This is a genomic window from Actinomyces sp. Marseille-P3109 (assembly GCF_900323545.1).
In the GTDB taxonomy this organism is placed as follows: domain Bacteria; phylum Actinomycetota; class Actinomycetes; order Actinomycetales; family Actinomycetaceae; genus Actinomyces.
Map to the genome: position 1 here is coordinate 441,757 of NZ_OOHN01000008.1, position 19,398 is coordinate 461,154.

General features: G+C 68.0%; 20 protein-coding genes. 13 read left to right on the forward strand and 7 right to left on the reverse strand.

Features of this window, described 5'->3' with window-relative positions; genetic code table 11:
• Window positions 1-215 precede the first annotated feature (215 nt).
• The 5 genes from BQ8008_RS02185 to BQ8008_RS02210 all read left to right on the forward strand — a co-directional run bounded on the left by BQ8008_RS02185 (window position 216) and on the right by BQ8008_RS02210 (window position 7,081).
• The gene (locus tag BQ8008_RS02185; protein WP_108832620.1) at window positions 216-1,673 is read left to right on the forward strand and encodes a purine-cytosine permease family protein; all 1,458 of its coding nucleotides are present in this window, start codon (window positions 216-218) and stop codon (window positions 1,671-1,673) included.
• Window positions 1,674-1,711: 38 nt separating this feature from the next.
• The gene (locus tag BQ8008_RS02190; protein WP_442778232.1) at window positions 1,712-2,542 is read left to right on the forward strand and encodes a purine-nucleoside phosphorylase; all 831 of its coding nucleotides are present in this window, start codon (window positions 1,712-1,714) and stop codon (window positions 2,540-2,542) included.
• Between the two features lie 855 nt (window positions 2,543-3,397).
• Window positions 3,398-4,834, forward strand: a complete 1,437-nt coding sequence (gene fumC, locus BQ8008_RS02200; RefSeq protein ID WP_108832623.1) for a class II fumarate hydratase — start codon at window positions 3,398-3,400, stop codon at window positions 4,832-4,834.
• Between the two features lie 238 nt (window positions 4,835-5,072).
• The gene (locus tag BQ8008_RS02205; RefSeq protein ID WP_108832624.1) at window positions 5,073-6,893 is read left to right on the forward strand and encodes a subtype A tannase; all 1,821 of its coding nucleotides are present in this window, start codon (window positions 5,073-5,075) and stop codon (window positions 6,891-6,893) included.
• Window positions 6,894-6,919: 26 nt separating this feature from the next.
• Complete coding sequence (locus BQ8008_RS02210; RefSeq protein WP_234415183.1) at window positions 6,920-7,081, forward strand: hypothetical protein; 162 nt, start codon at window positions 6,920-6,922, stop codon at window positions 7,079-7,081.
• 39 nt (window positions 7,082-7,120) lie between these two features.
• Here BQ8008_RS02210 and BQ8008_RS02215 read toward each other — a convergent pair whose 3' ends face one another.
• Complete coding sequence (locus BQ8008_RS02215) at window positions 7,121-7,888, reverse strand: DeoR/GlpR family DNA-binding transcription regulator (RefSeq protein ID WP_108832625.1); 768 nt, start codon at window positions 7,886-7,888, stop codon at window positions 7,121-7,123.
• A gap of 209 nt (window positions 7,889-8,097) precedes the next feature.
• Here BQ8008_RS02215 and BQ8008_RS02220 point away from each other — a divergent pair, with 209 nt between their 5' ends.
• Window positions 8,098-8,538: a VOC family protein gene (locus BQ8008_RS02220; protein WP_108832626.1), complete on the forward strand. Its 441-nt coding sequence runs from the start codon at window positions 8,098-8,100 to the stop codon at window positions 8,536-8,538.
• Here BQ8008_RS02220 and BQ8008_RS02225 read toward each other — a convergent pair.
• Window positions 8,535-9,551: a zinc-binding dehydrogenase gene (locus BQ8008_RS02225; RefSeq protein ID WP_234415184.1), complete on the reverse strand. Its 1,017-nt coding sequence runs from the start codon at window positions 9,549-9,551 to the stop codon at window positions 8,535-8,537. The two genes, BQ8008_RS02220 and BQ8008_RS02225, sit on opposite strands and share 4 nt — an antisense overlap.
• A 173-nt stretch (window positions 9,552-9,724) precedes the next feature.
• Here BQ8008_RS02225 and BQ8008_RS02230 point away from each other — a divergent pair, with 173 nt between their 5' ends.
• The 6 genes from BQ8008_RS02230 to BQ8008_RS02255 all read left to right on the forward strand — a co-directional run bounded on the left by BQ8008_RS02230 (window position 9,725) and on the right by BQ8008_RS02255 (window position 14,323).
• Window positions 9,725-10,648 carry an ABC transporter ATP-binding protein gene (locus BQ8008_RS02230; RefSeq protein ID WP_108832627.1) on the forward strand — a complete coding sequence of 308 codons (924 nt, stop codon included), beginning with the start codon at window positions 9,725-9,727 and terminating at the stop codon, window positions 10,646-10,648.
• Entirely contained in the window at window positions 10,645-11,370 is a 726-nt protein-coding gene (locus BQ8008_RS02235; protein WP_108832628.1) for an ABC transporter permease, read from the forward strand. Before BQ8008_RS02230 ends, BQ8008_RS02235 begins: the two co-directional genes overlap by 4 nt.
• Window positions 11,367-12,047: an ABC transporter permease gene (locus BQ8008_RS02240; protein ID WP_108832629.1), complete on the forward strand. Its 681-nt coding sequence runs from the start codon at window positions 11,367-11,369 to the stop codon at window positions 12,045-12,047. The genes BQ8008_RS02235 and BQ8008_RS02240 overlap by 4 nt, the downstream gene beginning before the upstream one ends.
• The gene (locus BQ8008_RS02245) at window positions 12,044-13,042 is read left to right on the forward strand and encodes an ABC transporter substrate-binding protein (RefSeq protein ID WP_108832630.1); all 999 of its coding nucleotides are present in this window, start codon (window positions 12,044-12,046) and stop codon (window positions 13,040-13,042) included. The genes BQ8008_RS02240 and BQ8008_RS02245 overlap by 4 nt, the downstream gene beginning before the upstream one ends.
• A 158-nt stretch (window positions 13,043-13,200) precedes the next feature.
• Window positions 13,201-13,824, forward strand: a complete 624-nt coding sequence (locus tag BQ8008_RS02250; RefSeq protein WP_108832631.1) for an NADPH-dependent F420 reductase — start codon at window positions 13,201-13,203, stop codon at window positions 13,822-13,824.
• A gap of 103 nt (window positions 13,825-13,927) precedes the next feature.
• Window positions 13,928-14,323 carry a winged helix-turn-helix transcriptional regulator gene (locus BQ8008_RS02255; protein WP_108832632.1) on the forward strand — a complete coding sequence of 132 codons (396 nt, stop codon included), beginning with the start codon at window positions 13,928-13,930 and terminating at the stop codon, window positions 14,321-14,323.
• A gap of 26 nt (window positions 14,324-14,349) precedes the next feature.
• Here BQ8008_RS02255 and BQ8008_RS02260 read toward each other — a convergent pair whose 3' ends face one another.
• The 5 genes from BQ8008_RS02260 to BQ8008_RS02280 all read right to left on the reverse strand — a co-directional run bounded on the left by BQ8008_RS02260 (window position 14,350) and on the right by BQ8008_RS02280 (window position 17,719).
• Window positions 14,350-14,940, reverse strand: a complete 591-nt coding sequence (locus BQ8008_RS02260; protein WP_108832633.1) for a dihydrofolate reductase — start codon at window positions 14,938-14,940, stop codon at window positions 14,350-14,352.
• Window positions 14,937-15,830, reverse strand: coding sequence for a thymidylate synthase (locus BQ8008_RS02265; RefSeq protein WP_108832634.1), 894 nt, complete (start codon window positions 15,828-15,830; stop codon window positions 14,937-14,939). The genes BQ8008_RS02260 and BQ8008_RS02265 overlap by 4 nt, the downstream gene beginning before the upstream one ends.
• Window positions 15,827-16,525 carry a hypothetical protein gene (locus tag BQ8008_RS02270; protein ID WP_108832635.1) on the reverse strand — a complete coding sequence of 233 codons (699 nt, stop codon included), beginning with the start codon at window positions 16,523-16,525 and terminating at the stop codon, window positions 15,827-15,829. Before BQ8008_RS02270 ends, BQ8008_RS02265 begins: the two co-directional genes overlap by 4 nt.
• 62 nt (window positions 16,526-16,587) lie before the next feature.
• The gene (locus tag BQ8008_RS02275; RefSeq protein WP_108832636.1) at window positions 16,588-17,043 is read right to left on the reverse strand and encodes an OsmC family protein; all 456 of its coding nucleotides are present in this window, start codon (window positions 17,041-17,043) and stop codon (window positions 16,588-16,590) included.
• 154 nt (window positions 17,044-17,197) lie between these two features.
• Window positions 17,198-17,719: a DUF2505 domain-containing protein gene (locus tag BQ8008_RS02280; protein ID WP_108832637.1), complete on the reverse strand. Its 522-nt coding sequence runs from the start codon at window positions 17,717-17,719 to the stop codon at window positions 17,198-17,200.
• Between the two features lie 202 nt (window positions 17,720-17,921).
• Here BQ8008_RS02280 and BQ8008_RS02285 point away from each other — a divergent pair, with 202 nt between their 5' ends.
• Window positions 17,922-19,397: a sensor histidine kinase gene (locus tag BQ8008_RS02285; RefSeq protein ID WP_108832638.1), complete on the forward strand. Its 1,476-nt coding sequence runs from the start codon at window positions 17,922-17,924 to the stop codon at window positions 19,395-19,397.
• Window position 19,398: the final 1 nt, after the last annotated feature.

The following is a 19,398-nucleotide window of genomic DNA, read 5'->3' on the forward strand; positions in this document are numbered from 1 at the left end:
TATCTAATGCGAACTACTATGGAAGTCCTGTGTAATGTATGACTTTCTTATTTTCTGAGGTGGGGCTTCGCAGCAAGACTCTTGACTGAGACTGCTGGGCTGTCGGGGCCGTACACTCCACCGTGAACGCCTGACCATGTCCAGTGCCGTTCCCCCGTTCAGTGCCTCATCTCCTCCCGAAGGCGCCCCGATTCCGACACCGAGGTCGATTAACCATGAGCAGTACATCTAGTACATCTGCGGAGACTTCCTCCGCCGCCCGCGTTGAGAACGCCGGTCTTGACGTCATCGCCGAGTCCGATCGCAAAGGTCGGCCCAGTGACCTGTTCATGCCCTGGTTCGCCGCCAACATCTCCGTCCTGGGACTGTCCTGGGGAGCCTGGGTCCTCGGATTCGGCCTGTCCTTTTGGCAGGCCGTGGTGGCCGGCAGTGTCGGTGTCGTCCTGTCGTTCTTCCTGTGCGGCGTCATTGCCGTCCTGGGCAAACGGGGAAGCGCCCCGACCCTGGCCCTGTCCCGAGCCGCCTTCGGGTACAACGGCAACCGACTGTCGGCAGCGCTGTCGTGGATCCTCACTGTTGGCTGGGAGACCGTCCTGTGCGTCTCGGCCACCCTCGCCTCGGCGACGGTGCTCCAGGCCCTGGGCTGGCACAACCAGGTCGGTGCCCAGATCCTCGGATTCCTGCTCACCGTCGGTCTGGCGGCCAGTGCCGGCATCCTCGGCTTCGAGGCCATCATGAAGGTGCAGACCTGGATCACCTGGGCCACCGGCATCCTCACGATCGTCTACCTCGTCCTCGTAGCGCCCCAGATCAGCTTCCGCACGCTCCTGGCGCTGCCATCCGGTGGTCCCGCGGCCTTCATCGGCGCCCTGGTCATGGTGGCCACCGGCTTCGGCCTGGGCTGGGTGAATGCCGCCGCCGACTACTCCCGTTACCTGCCCCGCAAGGCCTCGACGGCCGGTGTCATCGGCTGGACCACGCTGGGCTCGGCGCTGCCCTGCGTCGTCCTCGTCTTCTTCGGCGTCCTCCTGGTGGGCTCCGACGCCGCCCTGGGTGAGGCCATCAACGCCGACCCGATCGGCGCCCTCACCACCATCCTGCCCACCTGGTTCCTGGTCCCCTTCGCGCTCGTCGCCATCCTGGGGCTGGCCGGCGGCATCATCCTGGACCTGTACTCATCGGGCCTGTCCCTGTTGGCCACCGGCCTTCCCGTACGCCGGCACGTGGCCACCTCGATCGACGCCGTCATCATGACCGTGGGCACCATCGCCGTCATCTTCGGCGCAGACGACTTCCTCGGCCCCTTCCAGGGCTTTCTCACCACCCTGGGGGTCGCCATCGCCGCCTGGGCCGGCGTCATGGTCGCCGAGGTCATCCTGCGCCGCCGCGACTACGACGAGGAGGCCCTCTTCACGCCCGACGGCGTTTACGGCTCAGTCAACTGGGAGGCGATCGGCTTGGTGGCCGTCGGCTCCGTCGTCGGTTGGGGACTGGTCGTCAACTCGGCCGCATCCTGGCTGTCCTGGCAGGGCTACCTGCTCGGTCCGCTGGGCGGCCGTGAAGGCGCCTGGGCCGGAGCCAACCTCGGTGTGCTGGTGGCCCTGCTCATCGGCATGGTCGGGCACCTCGTCCTGGGGCGGGGCCGGGTGTCCCGGCAGGAGGCCAGCTCGTGAACGACGACACCGCCGGCTTCGCCCTCGAGCCTGAGCGCATGGCGGCTCTGAGTGCCTCCGCCGGAGCGGAAGGCCCTGGTGCGGCCATGGAAGGCGCCCATCAGATTGCCCGACGCACCGGCGCGCCTTGCCACGACCTCCTGGTGGTTCTGGGGTCCGGCGCCGCCGGCGCCCTGGACGCCTGGGGTGAGCCGGCGGCGAGCCTGCCCCTGTCCGATCTTCCCGGCGTCCTCGCCCCGGTCGCACCGGGACACGAGGATCGCCTCGACTCCTACGTCGTCGGTCCCGGTGGGCCGGAGTCCGGAGCGGGGCAACGCGTGCTCGTGGCACGGGGACGCACCCACCTCTACGAGGGTCAAGGCCCTGGGCCAGTGGTCGCCCTGGCCCGTATCGCGGCTGCCGCCGGCGTGCGCGGCGCCGTGCTGGTCAATGCCGGAGGCTGCCTGCGCAGCTGGAGGATCGGCGAGGTCATGACGATCACCGACCACCTCAACCTCACCGGCTCCTCACCCCTGACCGGTCCGGTCTTCGTCGACGTGCGCGGGGTCTGGGATGCCGAACTTGCCCAGACGTTGGGGGCGGTGACCGAGAGGTCCGGTGTCTACGCCGCCCTGCGCGGTCCGGAGTACCAGACCATGGCGGAGACCCGGATGCTGGAGGCCGTCGGCGCCGACTGCGTGGGCATGTCCACGGTCATGGAGGCTATTGCCCTGCACCAGCTCGGTGTGCGCGTGGCCGGCATGAGCATCGTCTCCGACCTGTCCTTCGCGGATGAGCCCACCGATCCCGACGAGGTCGTCCGCCTCGCGGCCGCCGCACACACGACGATCGCCGCCGGCATCGAGTCGGTGCTGGCGGCAGTGTTGTGAGCAGCTGGCGTGGAATCGTGATGCTGTGATGTCTCCTCACGTCTGAGAGGTTTGGGTGTCAGGGCTTCTGAGGCACGGGGTGGGGTGGGGGTGCGAGACTTGACCGAGGCTCGGTTCCACTGCTGGGGTGCTGGCAGGTCGGAGTCCTGTGGGTTCCCGGTGAAGCGGGCATTGCCTCCCTGGCCGCCGGGGTCCCGGTAGGTCGGAGCCCTGTGAGCATCCCCCGGGACCGGAACGATGAGTGGGATCCGTCTCTGCCGCCCGCTCCGGTGGGGGTCCTGGTCGGCCTCGTCCCAGATGCGGTGGCGCGTTGATCGCGGCGCCCCCGTGGATCTGCTGGACCGGACTCTTCGGGGACTCGGCCCGATGGTGTCCAGATCGGTGACAAAGGACCTCCGGGCCTCGGAGCGCATGAGCGAGAGCCTTGGAATCGTGCGGTTGCGCTCCGTGTGGATGGCAGCGATCTGAGCTTTTATCACCGATCCGGATACCCCTGCCCCTCTTCCGGCTCCCGGTGGTGCCCGCTTGGCTGCTGGTGACGCTCCCTCAGCGGGCCACTTCCGGCCGGAGCCCCTTTAAGCCGGTTACTGCACGAGGGTGGGGGTGTACTGGCCAGGGATTGTCCGTACTGCACGGTACTGGGGCCTTCGTGGAGTACACCCATCTGTCGGCCAGTAGCACCCCAACCTCGTGCAGTACACGCCGAGCACCTTGCGTACCTGCTCGACCTGGCTCTGGAACAGCTCCGGCCGTCATGAGCCGCCGTGCCGACGCCGTCGGCCGGTAGCGATCTGAGACGTGTCTGGGACGCCCGTCCTCGCACGGCAGGGACCATGAGCGCCTAACCTTGCACCTATGACAACTGATGCAAAGACGCCAGACCAGGCTGTCACGACTCGTACCGAATCCGACTCCATGGGCACCATCGAGGTGGACTCCAACCGTTACTGGGGGGCCCAGACCGAGCGGAGTCTGCACAACTTCGACATCGGCCGTGAGACCTTCGTGTGGGGCCGCCCCATGATCAAGGCCCTGGGAATCCTCAAGAAGTCCGCCGCCTTGGCCAACGCCGAGCTGGGTGAGCTGCCCACCGACATCGCTGACCTCATCGCCGAGGCCGGCGACGAGGTCATCGCCGGTGACCTCGACGCCGAGTTCCCGCTCGTGGTCTTCCAGACCGGCTCGGGCACCCAGTCCAATATGAACTCCAACGAGGTCATCTCCAACCGCGCCATCGAGCTGGCCGGCGGCGAGCGCGGCTCCAAGACCCCGGTCCACCCCAACGACCACGTCAACCGCGGCCAGTCCTCCAACGACACCTTCCCCACGGCCATGCACATCGCCGTCGTCAACGAGCTCACCGCCATGTACCCACGCGTCCAGCAGCTGCGCGACACCCTGGACGCCAAGGCCAAGGCCTACGCCGACGTCGTCATGGTGGGACGCACCCACCTGCAGGACGCCACCCCCATCACCCTGGGCCAGGTCTTCTCCGGCTGGGTCGCCCAGATCGACTTCGCCCTCGACGGCATCCGCTACGCCGACTCCCGCGCCCGCGAGCTCGCCATCGGCGGCACCGCCGTGGGCACCGGCCTCAATGCCCACCCGGACTTCGGCGTGCTGTGCGCCAAGAAGATCTCCGAGGAGACCGGCATCGAGTTCACCCAGGCGGACAACCTCTTCGCCGCCCTGGGCGCCCACGACGCCCTGGTCCTGGTCTCCGGGGCGCTGCGGGTCCTGGCCGACGCCCTCATGAAGATCGCCAACGACGTGCGCTGGTACGCCTCCGGCCCCCGCAACGGCATCGGCGAGCTCATCATCCCGGAGAACGAGCCCGGCAGCTCGATCATGCCCGGCAAGGTCAACCCCACCCAGTGCGAGGCCATGACCATGGTGTCCACGAAGGTCTTCGGCAACGACGCCACCGTCGGCTTCGCTGGCTCCCAGGGCAACTTCCAGCTCAACGTCTTCAAGCCGGTCATGGCCTGGTGCGTCCTGGAGTCCATCCAGCTCCTGGGTGACGCCTGCGTCTCCTTCGACACCAACTGCGCCTACGGCATTGAGCCCAACACCGAGCGGATCGAGGCCAACCTGGAGACCAACCTCATGCAGGTCACCGCCCTCAACCGCCACATCGGCTACGACAAGGCCTCCAAGATCGCCAAGAACGCGCACCACAAGGGCCTGTCCCTGCGCGAGTCCGCCCTCGAGCTCGGCTTCGTCACCGCCGAGGAGTTCGACAAGTGGGTCGTCCCCATGGACATGACGCACCCCAGCGCCGCTGAGGACTGAGCCTCAGTCCTGTCCGCCCGCTGACGACGGCGCTGCCGGCCTCCGTATGAGGCCGGCAGCGCCGTCCGTCCTACGGGCAGTGGAGCCGGTGCCCTTTCACGCCATCATCAGCCAGGTGCCGACTCACAGGAATGCCACAGGTGCGCCTTGGGGTCCGCCTGGCCTTACAGTGATGTGCTAGCCGCGTACGACGACGCATGAACGAGGCACGCGACTGACTGTGCCGGAGGGAACCGCCATGAACCTGCCACGACGCACCATTCTGACCGCCCTGCCCGCTGCAGCGGGACTCCTGGGCCTGGGAGCCTGCTCCGCCGGAGGATCCACCTCGCAGGCCTCCGCCACGACGTCGTCGCAGGCCCCCACCGACCCGAAGCTGGCCCTGGATAACGCCGCCTGGCGCTACGACGCCACTGGTGATGTCTACTACCAGCTGGGCCTGAGCTACGTGTCCACGCCCCAGGCCTCCGACTACGAGACCATGGGCATCTACGTGCCCGGCGCCTACCTCACCGGAACCGACAACGGCAACGGCACCTACACCGCCACCGTCAACGCCTCCGGCGCCGTCGGCGGCTTCACCGCCGCCACCGCACCGACCGTCCTCCCGGTCAACACCCCGGGCTACTCCGCCCAGAAGCCGCCCACCGAGTACTCCTACGACACCATCAAGGCCTACATGGAGGCCGGATTCATCTACATCCATGCGGGTCTTCGCGGCAAGGACTCCAACTCCCAGACCTACTCCGGCAACGCGCCCTGGGGTGTCACCGACCTCAAGGCCGCCGTGCGCTACCGGCGCTACAACGCGTCCTCCGTCCCCGGCGACGCCGCCAAGGTCTACGTCTTCGGGCACAGCGGGGGAGGGGCCCAGAGCGCCGTTGCCGGGGCCTCGGGCGACAGCGGGCTCTTCGCCCCCTACCTGGCGGCCCTGGGTGCCGCCACCACCGACGCCGACGGCAAGGCCCTGTCCGACGCCGTCGCCGGAGCCATGTGCTGGTGCCCCATCACCACCCTGGACAGCGCCAACGCCGCCTACGAGTGGAACATGGGGCAGTTCGCCTCCTCAGGTACCCGTGCCGAGGGCACCTGGACGAAGGCCTACTCCCAGGACCTCGCGGCCGCCTTCCCCGCCTACCTCAACGCACTGAAGCTGACCGACTCCAGCGGCAAGCCCCTGACCCTGGAGTCCTCCTCGAAGGGCACCTACCTGGCCGGTTCCTACTACGACCACCTCGTGGCAGTCATCCAGAAGTCCCTCAACGACTTCCTGGCGGCCACGACCTTCCCCTACACGCCCTCGTCCACCGAGATGGCCGGCATGGGGCCCGGTGGCGGTGGCGCACCTTCAGGCGGCGCCCCCAGTGATGCCGGTGGCACGCCCCCCGAGGGCGGTGCGCCTGGAGGCGGAAGCCAGGGTGGCGAGACCACCACCTACAACATGGTGGAGGAGTACATCGCCTCCCTCAACTCCTCCTCGCAGTGGGTCACCTACGATGCCTCCGCCAACACCGCGACGATCACCGGCCTCGAGGGCTTCGTCACCTCCCAGAAGAACGCCTCCAAGGACGTAGGGGCCTTCGACGGCGTCGACCGAGCCCAGACCGAGAACCTCGTCATGGGGTCGGGGGAGAGCGGGCTGCACTTCTCCTCCTCAAGCCGCGAGGTCATCTCCAAGGGACAGTCGAAGTACTCCGCCCTCGGTGGCTGGAGCGAGGACTACGGCACTGCTGCCTACGAGAAGGATCTGGCCACGAAGGACTCGCTCGGCACCGATCTGGCCACGCGAGTATCGATGTATGACCCCCTCTACTACCTCACCCAGGATTCCCAGGGACGCGGCACCTCGACCGTCGCCCCGGCCTGGCGCATCCGCACCGGGATCACCCAGGGCGACACCGCCTCCACCGTGGAGGTCAACCTCGCCCTGGCGCTTCAGCAGGCCGGAGCCGGCAGCGTCGACTTCGCCACCGTCTGGGGGCAGGGGCACACGATGGCCGAGCTGACCGGCACCGGGGAGGAGAACTTCATCGCCTGGGTGACTCAGCAGACCGCCTGAGTACTTGGGGCGCGGTGGAGGAGCCCGTGGCGATCGGGGTCGTCCTCGTGCTAGCGGCAACCGGGGCGATGCTGGCGGCCTTGATCGTTCTGGCCTTGGCATCGGCGTCCCACCGCGGTGCGGCCACCAAGCAGGGAGCCCTCCCGCTGCTGGCCGTCACCTGCACCATCATGGCGCTCCTGGGCTGAGCCGGCCGGCTGCGAGCAGCCGGCCGCTGCTGCTCACGGTCAGTCGCACAGTACGACGTCGACCCCGGCGTCCCGCAGCTCCTCGAGGGTGTCGGGGTCGATCTGGCTCGTTGTCAGCAGCGCGTCGAGGTCCTCGATGCGCCCGAACCGGTAGGTGTTGGTCTGGGTGATCTTGCTCGGCGCGGTCGGCAGGATGCGTCGGGTGGAGGAGGCCATGATGGCGCGCTTGACCATGGCGTCGTCGGACTCCATGACGGTCAGGCCCTCACGGGTGGACACGGCGCAGGTGGATAGGACCGCGACGTCGGCCCGGAAAGCGCGAACAGAGTCGACCGCCTCGGCGGAGAATAGGGAGAGGGACTCCGGGTCCACCGGGCCGCCAGCGATGGTCACCGCGGCTCCGCGCACAGAGGCCACTGCCGCGCCGGCGCCCAGCGACAGGCACAGGACCCTGATGTCGCGGCCGGCGAGCTGCTCGGCCACCATCTCGCAGGTGGTCCCGGAGTCGATGATGACCGCCTCCCCGTCCTCTATGAGCTCGGCGGTGGCATGTGCCAGACGGCGCTTGATCTCCACGTCTTGACCGCGACGCATGGCAGCCGGGCGGGCGGCTCCACGCCGCGGTGCGCGCAGGGCACCGCCGTGGACCCGGGTCACCAGGCCCTCGCGTGCCAGCTCGGTCAAGTCCCGGCGAATGGTGATGACCGAGACCCCGGTGAGCCGGGACAGCGTCTGCACGCTGTGGACCGTCGTGGGGCTGAGGGCACGCAAGATGGTGCGGCGCCTCTCGTGGGGGCTGTCGGGCATGTTTCCTCCGCATCAACAGCGATGAGGTGATCGTTTTGCTGGAGAACGAACAATGACAATGATCGTATGGTCTTCTATTGTTGAAGTCAACGGCGAAATGATTAGACAAGCTGTTGATTCAACGGCGGAAAATCGCTGTCACGACAGATGATCGTACGATCAACTCTGGTTGTCGACAGTGATTTCGCCTCGTCAGGAAAGGAACGATCATGCCGCACCTCGACCACGTTGCCATCTGGGTCGCCGACCTCGATAACGCCCGCGATTTCTACTCCCACTGGTTCGATGGGCACGCCAACGGCCTCTACGAGAACCCGGAGACCGGGCTGCGCACCCACATCCTCCATTTCGCCGAGACGCCCGCGGACGAGCGGGGGACCCGCCTGGAGATCATGACTCGACCGGATCTGACCAAGGGTCGCCAGGCCGTCGGGCTGGGCTGGGCGCATGTGTCCTTCGGCCTGCCGGGGCGAGACGACGTCGACCGTCTGGCTTCCAACATGTCCGAGGCCGGTGTGCCGGTCATCGACGGACCTCGCGAGACCGGCGACGGCTACTACGAGGCCACCGTGCTCGACCCTGAGGGCAACCGTGTCGAGCTCGTCGCCTCCGACTACTCCGACGACGTCGCCCTGCGTCCGGACTTCTAGGCCCAGGGCAGACCGACGAGCTTGCCCACGTGGCGTCCCGAGGTCATGTCCTCGTGCGCCTGGACGATGTCGGCAAGCCGATAGGTGTGGATGGGCAGGAGATCGAGATCGCCCGACTCGATCCGGTCCAGGGTCCGCTGAAGCACCTCCGCCGGCAGGTCCTGGGCCTGGCCGGAGTAGGTGGTCAGGCGCACCCCGTTGGGGATCCAGTCCATCGGGTAGAAGTTGGGAATCGTCCACGAGTCCGACAGCATCCCGCAGAAGCAGACCGTTCCGTGAACCGCCGTCGCCGCCAGCGAGTCGCGCAGCGTCGGCACCCCGACCAGCTCAAGGACGGCATGAACCCCACTCGGCTCTGCCTCGCGCAGCCGCGGAGCGACCTTCCCGTCGTCCAGGAGCGTTGTGGCGCCTCGTGAGCGCAGCAGCTCCAGCCCGGCCTCGCGGCGAGAGGTCGCATAGACCTGGCAGCCCATGTCGGCTGCGAGCGCAGCCGTGGCCAGCCCGAGTGCTGAGGTCCCCCCGCGTACGAGCAGGCTCTGCCCCGGCTGGAGATCCAGCCCCGTGGTGAGAGCCCCGTAGGCCGTCTGCAGCGTCTCCGGCACGGAGCCGATGACCTCCCACGGCAGGCTGGAGTGGAAGGTAATGATCTGCGTGCGCGGTACGACGACGTACTGGGCGTAGCCGCCGTCGAAGAGCCGTCCCATCCCGCCCATCATCGTGACAGCCTGGGTGCCAGGCGCCAGTGTGCCCTCCGGATCGAGGTCGATGACCCCGGAGGCCTCGATCCCCAGGACCCGGGGGAAGGTCATCCCCTCGGCCATGCCGTGCACGGAGTGGTACTCACTGCGGTTGAGACCGAAGGCCATCACCTTCAGACGCACCCAGCCCTCGGGCGGAGTCGGCACCGAGAGCTCGACGAGGTGAAGGTTGTCGATGCTCCGCGGTTCGCTGAGTCGGGCCGCCAGCATGGTCGGGGGAGCGGCAGGCGTAGCAGTGGTGATCGGGCTCGGCATGTCCGTACCTCCGGTGAACAGATGGTAGCTACCTGGGTGTTTGCTCTCAATCCTGCACCAATCGCCTTGGTAGAGCCTGCCTTCCGTCGGTTCAGCCGGTGACGGCTGATACGGTTGCGGGACGCCACACGGTCGTGCTGTCAGCGGCCAGGAGAGGACATCCGGCACCTTCTATGAGCAGCACCATTACCTTCGACGCCGTCACCAAGCTGTACCCGGCCGGGAGGAGTGCCGGATCCGGCACCCCCGCCGTCGACTCCTTCTCGGCCCGGATCGAGGCCGGTACCACCACGGTCCTGCTGGGCTCGTCGGGCTGCGGCAAGACCACCCTCCTGCGCATGGTCAACCGCATGGTCGAGCCCTCCAGCGGTGCGGTGCTCATCGACGACGAGGACGTCGCCACCCGCGACGCCGTGACCCTGCGCCGCTCCATCGGCTACGTCATGCAGAACGCAGGGCTGCTGCCGCACCGACGCGTCATCGACAACATCACCCTGGTACCTCGCCTGCAGGGCGTGGGACGGCGCGAGTCCCGGCAGCGGGCCCTCGAGCTCATGGACATGCTCGACCTCGACCGCGACCTGGCCGGGCGCTACCCCCACCAGCTCTCCGGAGGCCAGGCCCAGCGGGTCGGAGTGGCCCGGGCCCTGGCGGCTGATCCGGAGGTGCTTCTCATGGATGAGCCCTTCGGCGCCGTCGATCCCCTGGTGCGCCGCGAGCTCCAGCGCGAGATGGTCCGGATCCAGGCCGAGCTGGGCAAGACGATCATCTTCGTCACCCACGACGTCGACGAGGCCCTGGCCCTGGGTGACGAGATCATCCTCCTGCGCGAGGGCGCCCAGGTCGCTCAGAGAGGCAGCGGAGCAGAGTTACTCGCCGAGCCCGCCGATGACTTCGTGGCCCGTTTCCTCGGGCTCGACGACGCAGCCCGCCAGCTGCGGCTCAAGGAGGACGCCGACACCCGGATCGTCCTGGACCGGGCCGGCCGCGCCGTCGGGCGCCTGACCGACGATCCGACGGCGCGGACAGGCGCTGAACGGACTGTGCAGGCAGCGGAAGCCGTGGGGTCCGTGCAGTCTGCGGAGAAACGGGCATGAGCTGGGTCCTGGCCAACCTGCCCACCATCGCCGGGCACCTGCTGGCCCACCTGCTCCAGGCGGTCCCCGCTATCCTCGCCGCCTTTGTCCTGGCAATTCCTATCGCCAGGCTGGCCCGCGCCGCCCGTCCACTGCGTGCCGTGCTGGTGACCGGTTCCTCCCTGCTTTACGCCATCCCGTCGCTGGCGCTGTTCGTCATCCTTCCCATCATCCTGGCCACCGGCATCCGCGACCCTCTCAACGTCATCGTGGCCCTGACCCTCTACGGGCTGGCGCTCCTGGTGCCGGCCACCGCCGACGCCCTCGACGCCGTCGACGCCCGCGTCCTGGACGCCGCCACCGCCATGGGCATGGGACGCCTGCGCTGCTTCCTCACCGTCGAGCTACCGCTGGCGGGACCCGCTATTCTCACGGGCCTGCGTGTGGTGACGGTTTCGACGATCTCGCTGACCACCGTCGGAGCGGTGCTCGGTGTGCGCAGCCTGGGCTGGCTCTTCACCGACGGGTTCCAGCGCGGCATCACCGCGGAGATCGTCACCGGCCTCGTCGCCACTGCGGTCCTGGCCCTCGTTCTGGACGGGATCGTTCTCGCTCTGGGACGCCTGTGCCTGCCGTGGACGTGGAAACGTGCTGGCGACGGACAAGTGCGCCAGGTGGCCGAGGCGTCCGTAGCCGGTGGCCATGAGGATGCCGGTCCGCAGGATCAGGAGGGCGAGGCATGAGGTTCGTCCTGGCCGCACTGGCCTACATCGCCGACCCCGCCCACTGGAGCGGCGCCATGGGGATCGGCTCGCTGATGATCCAGCACGTCCTGTACTCGCTGACCGGCGTCCTCATCGCCGCCCTCATCGGGGTCCCCACCGGCTGGTGGGTGGGGCACACCGGCCACGGGCGCACCTGGGTGCAGCCGCTCAGCGGTGCCGCCCGCTCCCTGCCCACCCTGGGCCTCATCACCCTGTTCGGCCTCGCGCTCGGTGTCGGTCTGAGCGCCCCCATGATCGCCTTCGTCATCCTGGCCCTGCCCAGCGTCCTGGCCGGAGCCATGAGCGGGGTGAGGGCTGCCTCCGCCATCGCCGTGGACGGGGCCCGGGCCAGTGGCATGAGCGAGCTCCAGGTTCTGGGGCGGGTCGAGATCCCCCTCGGCGCGCCACTGCTCGTCGGCGGGCTGCGTTCGGCCAGCCTCCAGATCATCTCCACCGCCACGCTGGCCGCCTATACCGGCGCCGGTGGGCTCGGCCGGCTCATGTTCCTGGGCCTCAAGACCCAGGACTACGTCATGATGCTCGCCTCAGCGTTCCTGGTCATCGCCCTCGCCCTGGCCTCCGAGGCCCTCTTCGCTCTCGTCCAATGGGTCGTCACGCCCCAGGGCGCCCGGCAGCACCGGAAGGAACCAGTATGACCGCACACCCCAGCCCTCGTTCCGGCCATCTGCTGACGCGACGCGGCCTACTGGCCGGCGTCGGCACGACGGTCGGCCTCCTGTCTCTCAGCGCATGCTCCGACACCGATCCTTTCGCCATCGACCGGGCCTCGGGAGGCTACTCCGGTGGACCGATCATCATCGGCAGTCAGCAGTACTACTCCAACGAGATCATCGCCGAGCTCTACGCCCAGATGATGGAGAAGGCGGACCTCACCGTCACCCGCGAGTACCAGATCGGCCAGCGTGAGGTCTACCTGCCCGAGCTCGAGGCCGGGAAGATCCATGTCATCCCCGAGTACGGCGGCAACCTGCTGGAGTACTACAGCAAGACCTCGGGCTCAGCCGGCCCCTCCACCGCTGAAGAAACCGTCGCACCCTCCCGCACGGCCAGCGATACCGCCTCGGTCCAGGAATCCCTGCTGGGGATCCTGCCGCGTTCCCTGACCACCCTGAACCCGGCCGAGGCCACGGATCAGGACTCCCTGACCGTCACCCGGGCCACTGCCCAGGCCCACTCCCTGACCTCGATCGCAGACCTGACGTCGCTGGGACGGCCCATCACGATCGCCGCGAATTCCGAGTTCACCACCCGCCCCTACGGTCCCGATGGGCTCAAGGCCGTCTACGGCGTCGATGCCTCCGTCACGCCGGTGGAGGACTCCGGCGGTCCACTGACCGTCAAGGCGCTCACCGACGGCACCGTCGACGTCGCTGACATCTACTCCTCGGATCCCGCCATCCAGGCGCAGGACCTCGTTGTCCTGTCCGATCCTCAGATGCTCATCCTTCCGCAGAACGTCACCCCGTTGGTGTCGGCCTCGCTGCCGGCCATCGCAGTGACCGCCATCAACCGGGTCTCGGCCCTGCTGACGCCCGACGAGCTGCGCGCCCTCAACCAGCGCTCCACCGGCGAGAAGCTCAGCTCCAAGGTCATCGCCACCGACTGGCTCAACTCCAAGAAGCTCCTCTAAGCGGCGAGAGGCCGCGTTGCTGAGCGTGTCAGCGATGGCGGAGAGCCACACGTGATGACAGCAAGTGATCTCTCACACACACTCACTCTCTTTTGGAAAGTGAATGTGTGTGAGAGAGTTGAGGCGTTCGTTCACAAACTAACGCTCAAGGAGCTCTTATGTCTGTCCCCTCCGTCTCCATCATCGGCGCCGGCGCCATTGGATCAGCCGTCGCAGGCCTGGCAGTCAAGGCCGGCGCCAGCACTCAGGTCCTGATGCGCGACACCTCCAAGGTCTCAGGCCTTTCGGGCGTCGACGTCGCCGAGATCGGCTCGCCCCTGAGCGGTGACATCGTCGTTCTCGCCCTGCCGTACGCCGCCATCGACGACGTCATCGCCACTTATGGTGCGCAAGCCTTCGCCGGCAAGGTCGTCGTCGACCCGACCAACCCCCTGGACTTCACCACTCTTGACTCCGTCGTACCGGCTGGTAGCTCTGCGGCCGCCGAGCTCGCCGTGAGGCTCCCGGACGCCCAGGTGGTCAAGGCCTTCAACACCGTCTTCGCCGCCGTCCTGGCTACCGGCACCGTCGGCGCTCGCCCGGCAACCGTCTTGGCCGCCTCCGACTCCGCGGACGCCAAGGCGAGCCTGCGCTCGCTCGTCGAGGCTGCCGGGCTGGAGTGGGCAGACGCCGGAGAGCTCAAGCGGGCAGAGCGTCTGGAGGCGCTCGGGGCACTGGGCATCGCCCTGGCCGTCACTGAGCAGATCGGTTGGACCGGGGGCCTTGCCGTCGTAGCCGAGTGAGGTGCGCGGTCCGCGGGTAGCCTGTCACCCATGTCCGTCGTCGGCCGCTCATACTCATGGGCGCCCGACGACGGATCGGCGACCAAGCACACGAGGAGACAACGTGGCCGATACTGAGCAGCCGACCGGCATGGAGATGGCACCCGACCCCTATAGCCGCAGCTGCCCCTCACGCCGTCTACTCAAGTCACTCGGTGACCTGTGGACCGTGCTCGTCGTCGGGGCGCTCCATCATGCGGACCAGCCGCAACGCTTCAAGGAGATATCGGCCCGAGTCGACGGTATCTCCACCAAAATGCTCACCCAGACACTACGGGGTCTTGAACGCGATGGTCTTATCGAGCGCCATCAGTACCCTGAGATCCCGCCGCGAGTGACCTATGAGCTCACCGACTCGGGGAGAGGACTGGCGGAGGCGCTCGCTCAGGTTGAGGCTTGGGCCACCGACCACCTCGGCACTGTCAGTGAGGCCCGGGCGCGCTATGACGCAGCCCATTGAGTACCCATTGTGCCCACTGAGCGCGTCTAGAGGTGCCGCCAGGTCTCCACTCGCCAGCGCGCGTCTCCGGAGACGGGGCGCCACTGACCCTCCGGGTCGGACAGGGCCGGGTCGATGGTCCACTCCTGGCTGCTGATGCCCGGTGCACGTACGAGTGCCGAGTCGGGCAGGCCGCGCTCGCGGGCCCGTTCGGTGGCATCCAGGTCCAGGACGCTGACGACGAGCACATCGGGCAGGCCTTCGGCCAGCGCCTGCTCGTAGACGCTGCCGCCACCGATGACCCATAGACGGGGGAGCCCAGCAGCACCCCCCTCGCGAGGATCTTGCCCCAGTTCCGCGGCCAGCCCCCGCGCCGCCACCGAGAGCCCCTCGCGCAGCGAGCCGGCGCGGATCGCACCCTCGGCCCGCCAGGACCGGTCACGGGTGAGGACCACGTTGCGCCGCCCGGGCAGGGCGCCCCCCAATGACTCCCAGGTGGTGCGTCCCATGACCAGCCCGCAGCCCATGGTCGTGGCCTTGAAGTGGGCGAAGTCCGCCGGCACGCGCCACAGCATGTCGCCGTCGGCCCCCAGGAGGCCGGTGATGTCCTGGGCCCATATCATCCCCAGGCCGCTCATACCGCGACCGGGGCCTTGATCGTGGGATGGTGCTCGTAGCCTGAGGAGGCGTCGATGTCGTCCATGTCGTAGGCGTCGATCGAACCGGCCTGCCGCAGATGCAACCGGGGGAAGGGATGGGCCCGAGGAACCCGGGAGAGCTGGGTGCGGACCTGCTCGACGTGGTTGTCGTAGATGTGACAGTCGCCGCCGGTCCAGATGAGCTCACCGGGATCCAGGTCCGCCTGCTGGGCGAGCATGTGGGTGAGCAGCGCGTAGGAGGCGATGTTGAAGGGCACGCCCAGGAACAGGTCGGCGCTGCGCTGGTAGATCTGCAGGCTCAACCGTCCATCGACCACGTAGCACTGGAAGAAGGCATGACAGGGTGCCAGCGCCATGGAACCAAGCTCGGAGACGTTCCAGGCCGAGACCAGCATGCGCCGCGAGTCCGGGTCGGTGCGCAGCGTGTCGATGAGTCCGGCGATCTGGTCGATCGCACCCCCGTCCCGGGTGGGCCAGGAGCGCCACTGCGAGCCGTAGACCGGCCCCAGCTCGCCGGATTCATCGGCCCACTCGTCCCAGATCGTGATGCCCCGCTCCTGGAGCCAGCGCACGTTCGTGTCCCCGCGCAGGAACCACAGTAGCTCGCCCTTGACGGCCTTCATGGCCACGAACTTCGTGGTGATGCGCGGAAAGCCCCGTGCCAGGTCGTAGCGCAGCTGACGGGCGAAGAGCGAACGGGTCCCAGTACCGGTGCGGTCCGACTTCTCAGCACCGTTGGTCAGGACGTCGGCCAGGAGGTTCTCGTAGGAGACATCAACGCCGGCCGGATGGGTGAGCCCCATCTGCGCCAGGGCTGGGTACCGGGCTTCCGGCAACGGCTGCTCGGTCGCGCTGCCGACGCTGCTCATGTGTCGATCACCTCGACACGGGAGTCGTCGACGTAGCCGTCCAGAACGAGCTGGGGCCCCAGTGCGGCCTGCGCCCCCTCGATGACCTGGTTGGCCAGTGCCCGGCCCCCGGACCAGCCGATGGCGGCCCCGATCCCGAAGGGGAGAAGGCGCCCCAGTGCCAGCGCCCCGCCCTTGGCGGCCGAGCGCTTGGCCACCCGCTTGATGAGGTGGGCATTGATCGACTTCACCGATGGCAGGGGCATCTGCATAAGCACCTGTGCCGCCCAGAACATCGAGGACAGGCCCAGCTGGCCCTGAACCGCCTCAGAGCCCTCCTTGCCCAGGAGGGCGGAGAGGACCAGGGCCCGACGGCGCTCGGTGTCGACGACGTGGAGGCCCTGAATCTCTGCGACGGTCAGAACGTAGGTGACGGCCGAGGCGATGAAGGCGGCGCTCTGGCCGACTGTCAGAGCGGCGGCCGCACCAGTACTGATGGCCGGTAGGGCTGCGGAGGCCCCGACCGCCCCCGATGACAGCCCCGCGTCCCGCCGGAAGCGGGAGGCAGCCATCTCGACGAGCTCAGCGGCGTCGGCCCCGGGACGGTCCCGGCGCATCCGTGCTACGCGCTCCTCGATGCGGGCGGCCGGGATGGCGATGGCCTTGTCGAGGGCGCGTTCCAGTGCGGTGGAGCGCCCAGAGCGGGAGGTGTTCACGGTTGTCTCCTTACCTGAGTGACGGGGACTGCGGCCGGCTCAGCGGATGGAGCGCTGGGCGCTCAGTCCTCGTTGGGGTCGACGATCGTCGTCGTGTAGGGAGCGCCGTGCTCGATGGTGTGGCCCACGGTGCAGTGTCGGTCGACCGCGGCTGCGACCCGCTGGCTGAGCAGCTCGCGCTGATCGGCGTCGAGCGAGGACAGGTCGGTGACGATCTCGACCTGGAAGGACTCGTAACGCTCCTCGGCGTCGTTCTTGACCGACGAGCAGCCTACCGTGGCCTCGAAGTCCTCACCCAGGGCCTTGGCCAGGCGATGGTCGGCGGACAGGGTGTTGCAGGTTGCCAGGGCGATCTTCATCAGTTCGCCGGGGGAGAACTCTCCCGGGCCCATACCGATGCGCACCTCGGCGCCGGCGGAGTTACGACCAATGTACTGACGTGTGCCCGTGCGCTCGGCCCACACGGCACTGGCCGTGCTGGCGGTGTTGGCGGTTGCGGGGGTGCTTGATGTACTCATGGCGAGATCGTGCCACGAAATGGGACGCGAGCAGTGGTCAGCGTCCCCTGAATCGCCTGTGCTGCGCGCCTGGCGGACAGGAGCCCCTCACGGGAATAACAACGCTTGGCGACGATGCTCACAGTGGGTGATCGAGGCGTGATCCAGGTACGGCTCAGTGCTCGGCGAGCCAGGCGGCGGCGCGGCGCTCCTCGTCGGCCACGACCCGGCCCACCATGCCCATGGCCTTCTCCTCGATGCTTTTGCCCACCAGGGGGACACTCACCTTGAGGTCGACGTCGACGGTGACCGTGGTGGCCTGCGTCGAGACAGAGGTCTCAGTGCTCTCAGCAGTCGGAGCCATGGTGGAGGTGGCGCTGACCTTGACCGGGGCGCCCTTGACAGTCACCTCGTAGCCGCCCGAGCGCGATCCGTCCTCCTTCGGCTCGCCCCAGGACTCGGTCACGGTGAAGGACACCGCCGAGCGCACCAGTCGTGAGGCGACCGAGGGCAGCTGGGAGGGCTGGACGCTCCCGGAGATGGTCGAGACGAATCCCTGACCGCGTTGGGCGACGTCGACCGAGGCATCATCGAGTCCGGCTCGAGCGACCCGCTCCTCCTGGTAGGCAGGGGTGGCGAGCATCTGGGCGGTGCGAGCGGGATCGGCAGGGTAGGTGATGGTGATGGTCTTCCTCATGGCGCGATCCTGCCACGTCATGCTGGTTCAGAGCACAGTTGGGTCACGTCCGGTTCAGGCACGACGACGGGTTAACCCGGGGCCGACCATGGGGATGACCGCCGGGCTGAGCCCGGACTCGGATACTGCTCGTCGATGTGTCTTGCTTGGCAAATAGCCGGCTCAACGAGCCGGGTTCGCTCACTGCCGATAACCTTGAGAGGTGCCTAATCTTCTGCCCAGCGCCCTCAGAGACGCAGTCGACCTCGCCGAGGCCGACCTCGACTGGATCCACCAGCTGGTGGCCGACTGGCAGCTGATCGCGGACCTGTCCACCTCCGACCTGGTCCTGTGGGTGCGTACCCGGGCAGGGCGTTTCATCGCCGCCGGGCACACTCGTCCCTCGGGCGGCACCACCGTGCACCTGGAGGACGTCGTCGGGCGCCGCATGCCGGCCTCGCGCGAGGCCATGGCCATGGAGTCCCTGTCCACGGCCCAGATCCAGGACGCCGCCGAGCCCTACTGGACCGGGACCGCCGCGGTCCAGGAGGAGTACATCCCGGTCGTCCACGCGGGTACACCGATCGCCGTCGTCACCCGGGAGACCTCGGTGGGCGTCATTCGTGGCGGGCGCATCGTCGAGCGGGAGATGGAGGAGATCGCCGAGGTTCTCTGCCAGATGACCGCTGCGGGCGACTTTCCCATCCAGGGGGCCGGTACCACGATCCGGCATGGCACTCCGCGTGTGGCCGACGGCGTCCTGCGACTGGACGAGGACGGGCGGATCGTCTATGTCAGCCCTAACGGTCGCTCCTGCTTCCACCGTCTGGGTATTGAGGGCGAGCTGGAGGGGGTCCTGCTGGCCGAGGCCGTCACCTCGATCATTCCCGCCCGCACCCCCGTGGACGAGACTCTGGCCGTGGTTCTCATGGGACGGCAGGCCTGGCTCACCGAGGTCGAGGTCGGAGGAGTGTTTCTGTCGCTTCGCTCCATCCCCCTGACTCGGGCCGGGCGCCGCTCCGGGGCGGCGCTCCTGGTCCGTGACGTCACCGAGGTGCGTCGGCGTGAGCAGGTTCTGCTCAACAAGGACGCCACCATCCGTGAGGTCCACCACCGAGTCAAGAACAACCTGCAGACCGTCTCGGCGCTGTTGCGCATGCAGGCCCGCCGAGCCTCGAACGAGGAGACCCGCCAGGCGCTGTCAGAGGCCGAACGACGGGTGACGACGATCGCCACCGTCCACGACGCGCTGAGTCACAACGTCAACGAGCGGGTGGACTTCGATGACGTCTTCTCCTCCATCCTGCGCATGGCGGCGGTCGTGGCCTCGCCAACGGGTCAGGTCAGCACCAAGCTGGAAGGCTCTTTCGGCGTGGTCGATGCCGACACGGCCCAGGCGCTGGCCACGGTTCTGGCCGAGCTGGTGACCAACGCCGTCGAGCACGGGCTCGACGGACGTGACGGTCGGGTGACAGTGAGCGCCCGCCGTGACAAGGACCAGCTCGAGGTCCATGTCACGGACAATGGGGCCGGTCTGGCTCCGGGCGCTCTCATGACCGGTCTGGGGACGCGTATTGTGACCACGCTCGTGCGCGGAGAGCTGCGTGGAAGCATCGACTGGCAGCCTCTGAGCGGGGGAGGAACCGACGTCGTCATTCACGCTCGCCTCAACCAGGGTGCGGTCGGGAGCGAGTCCTGAG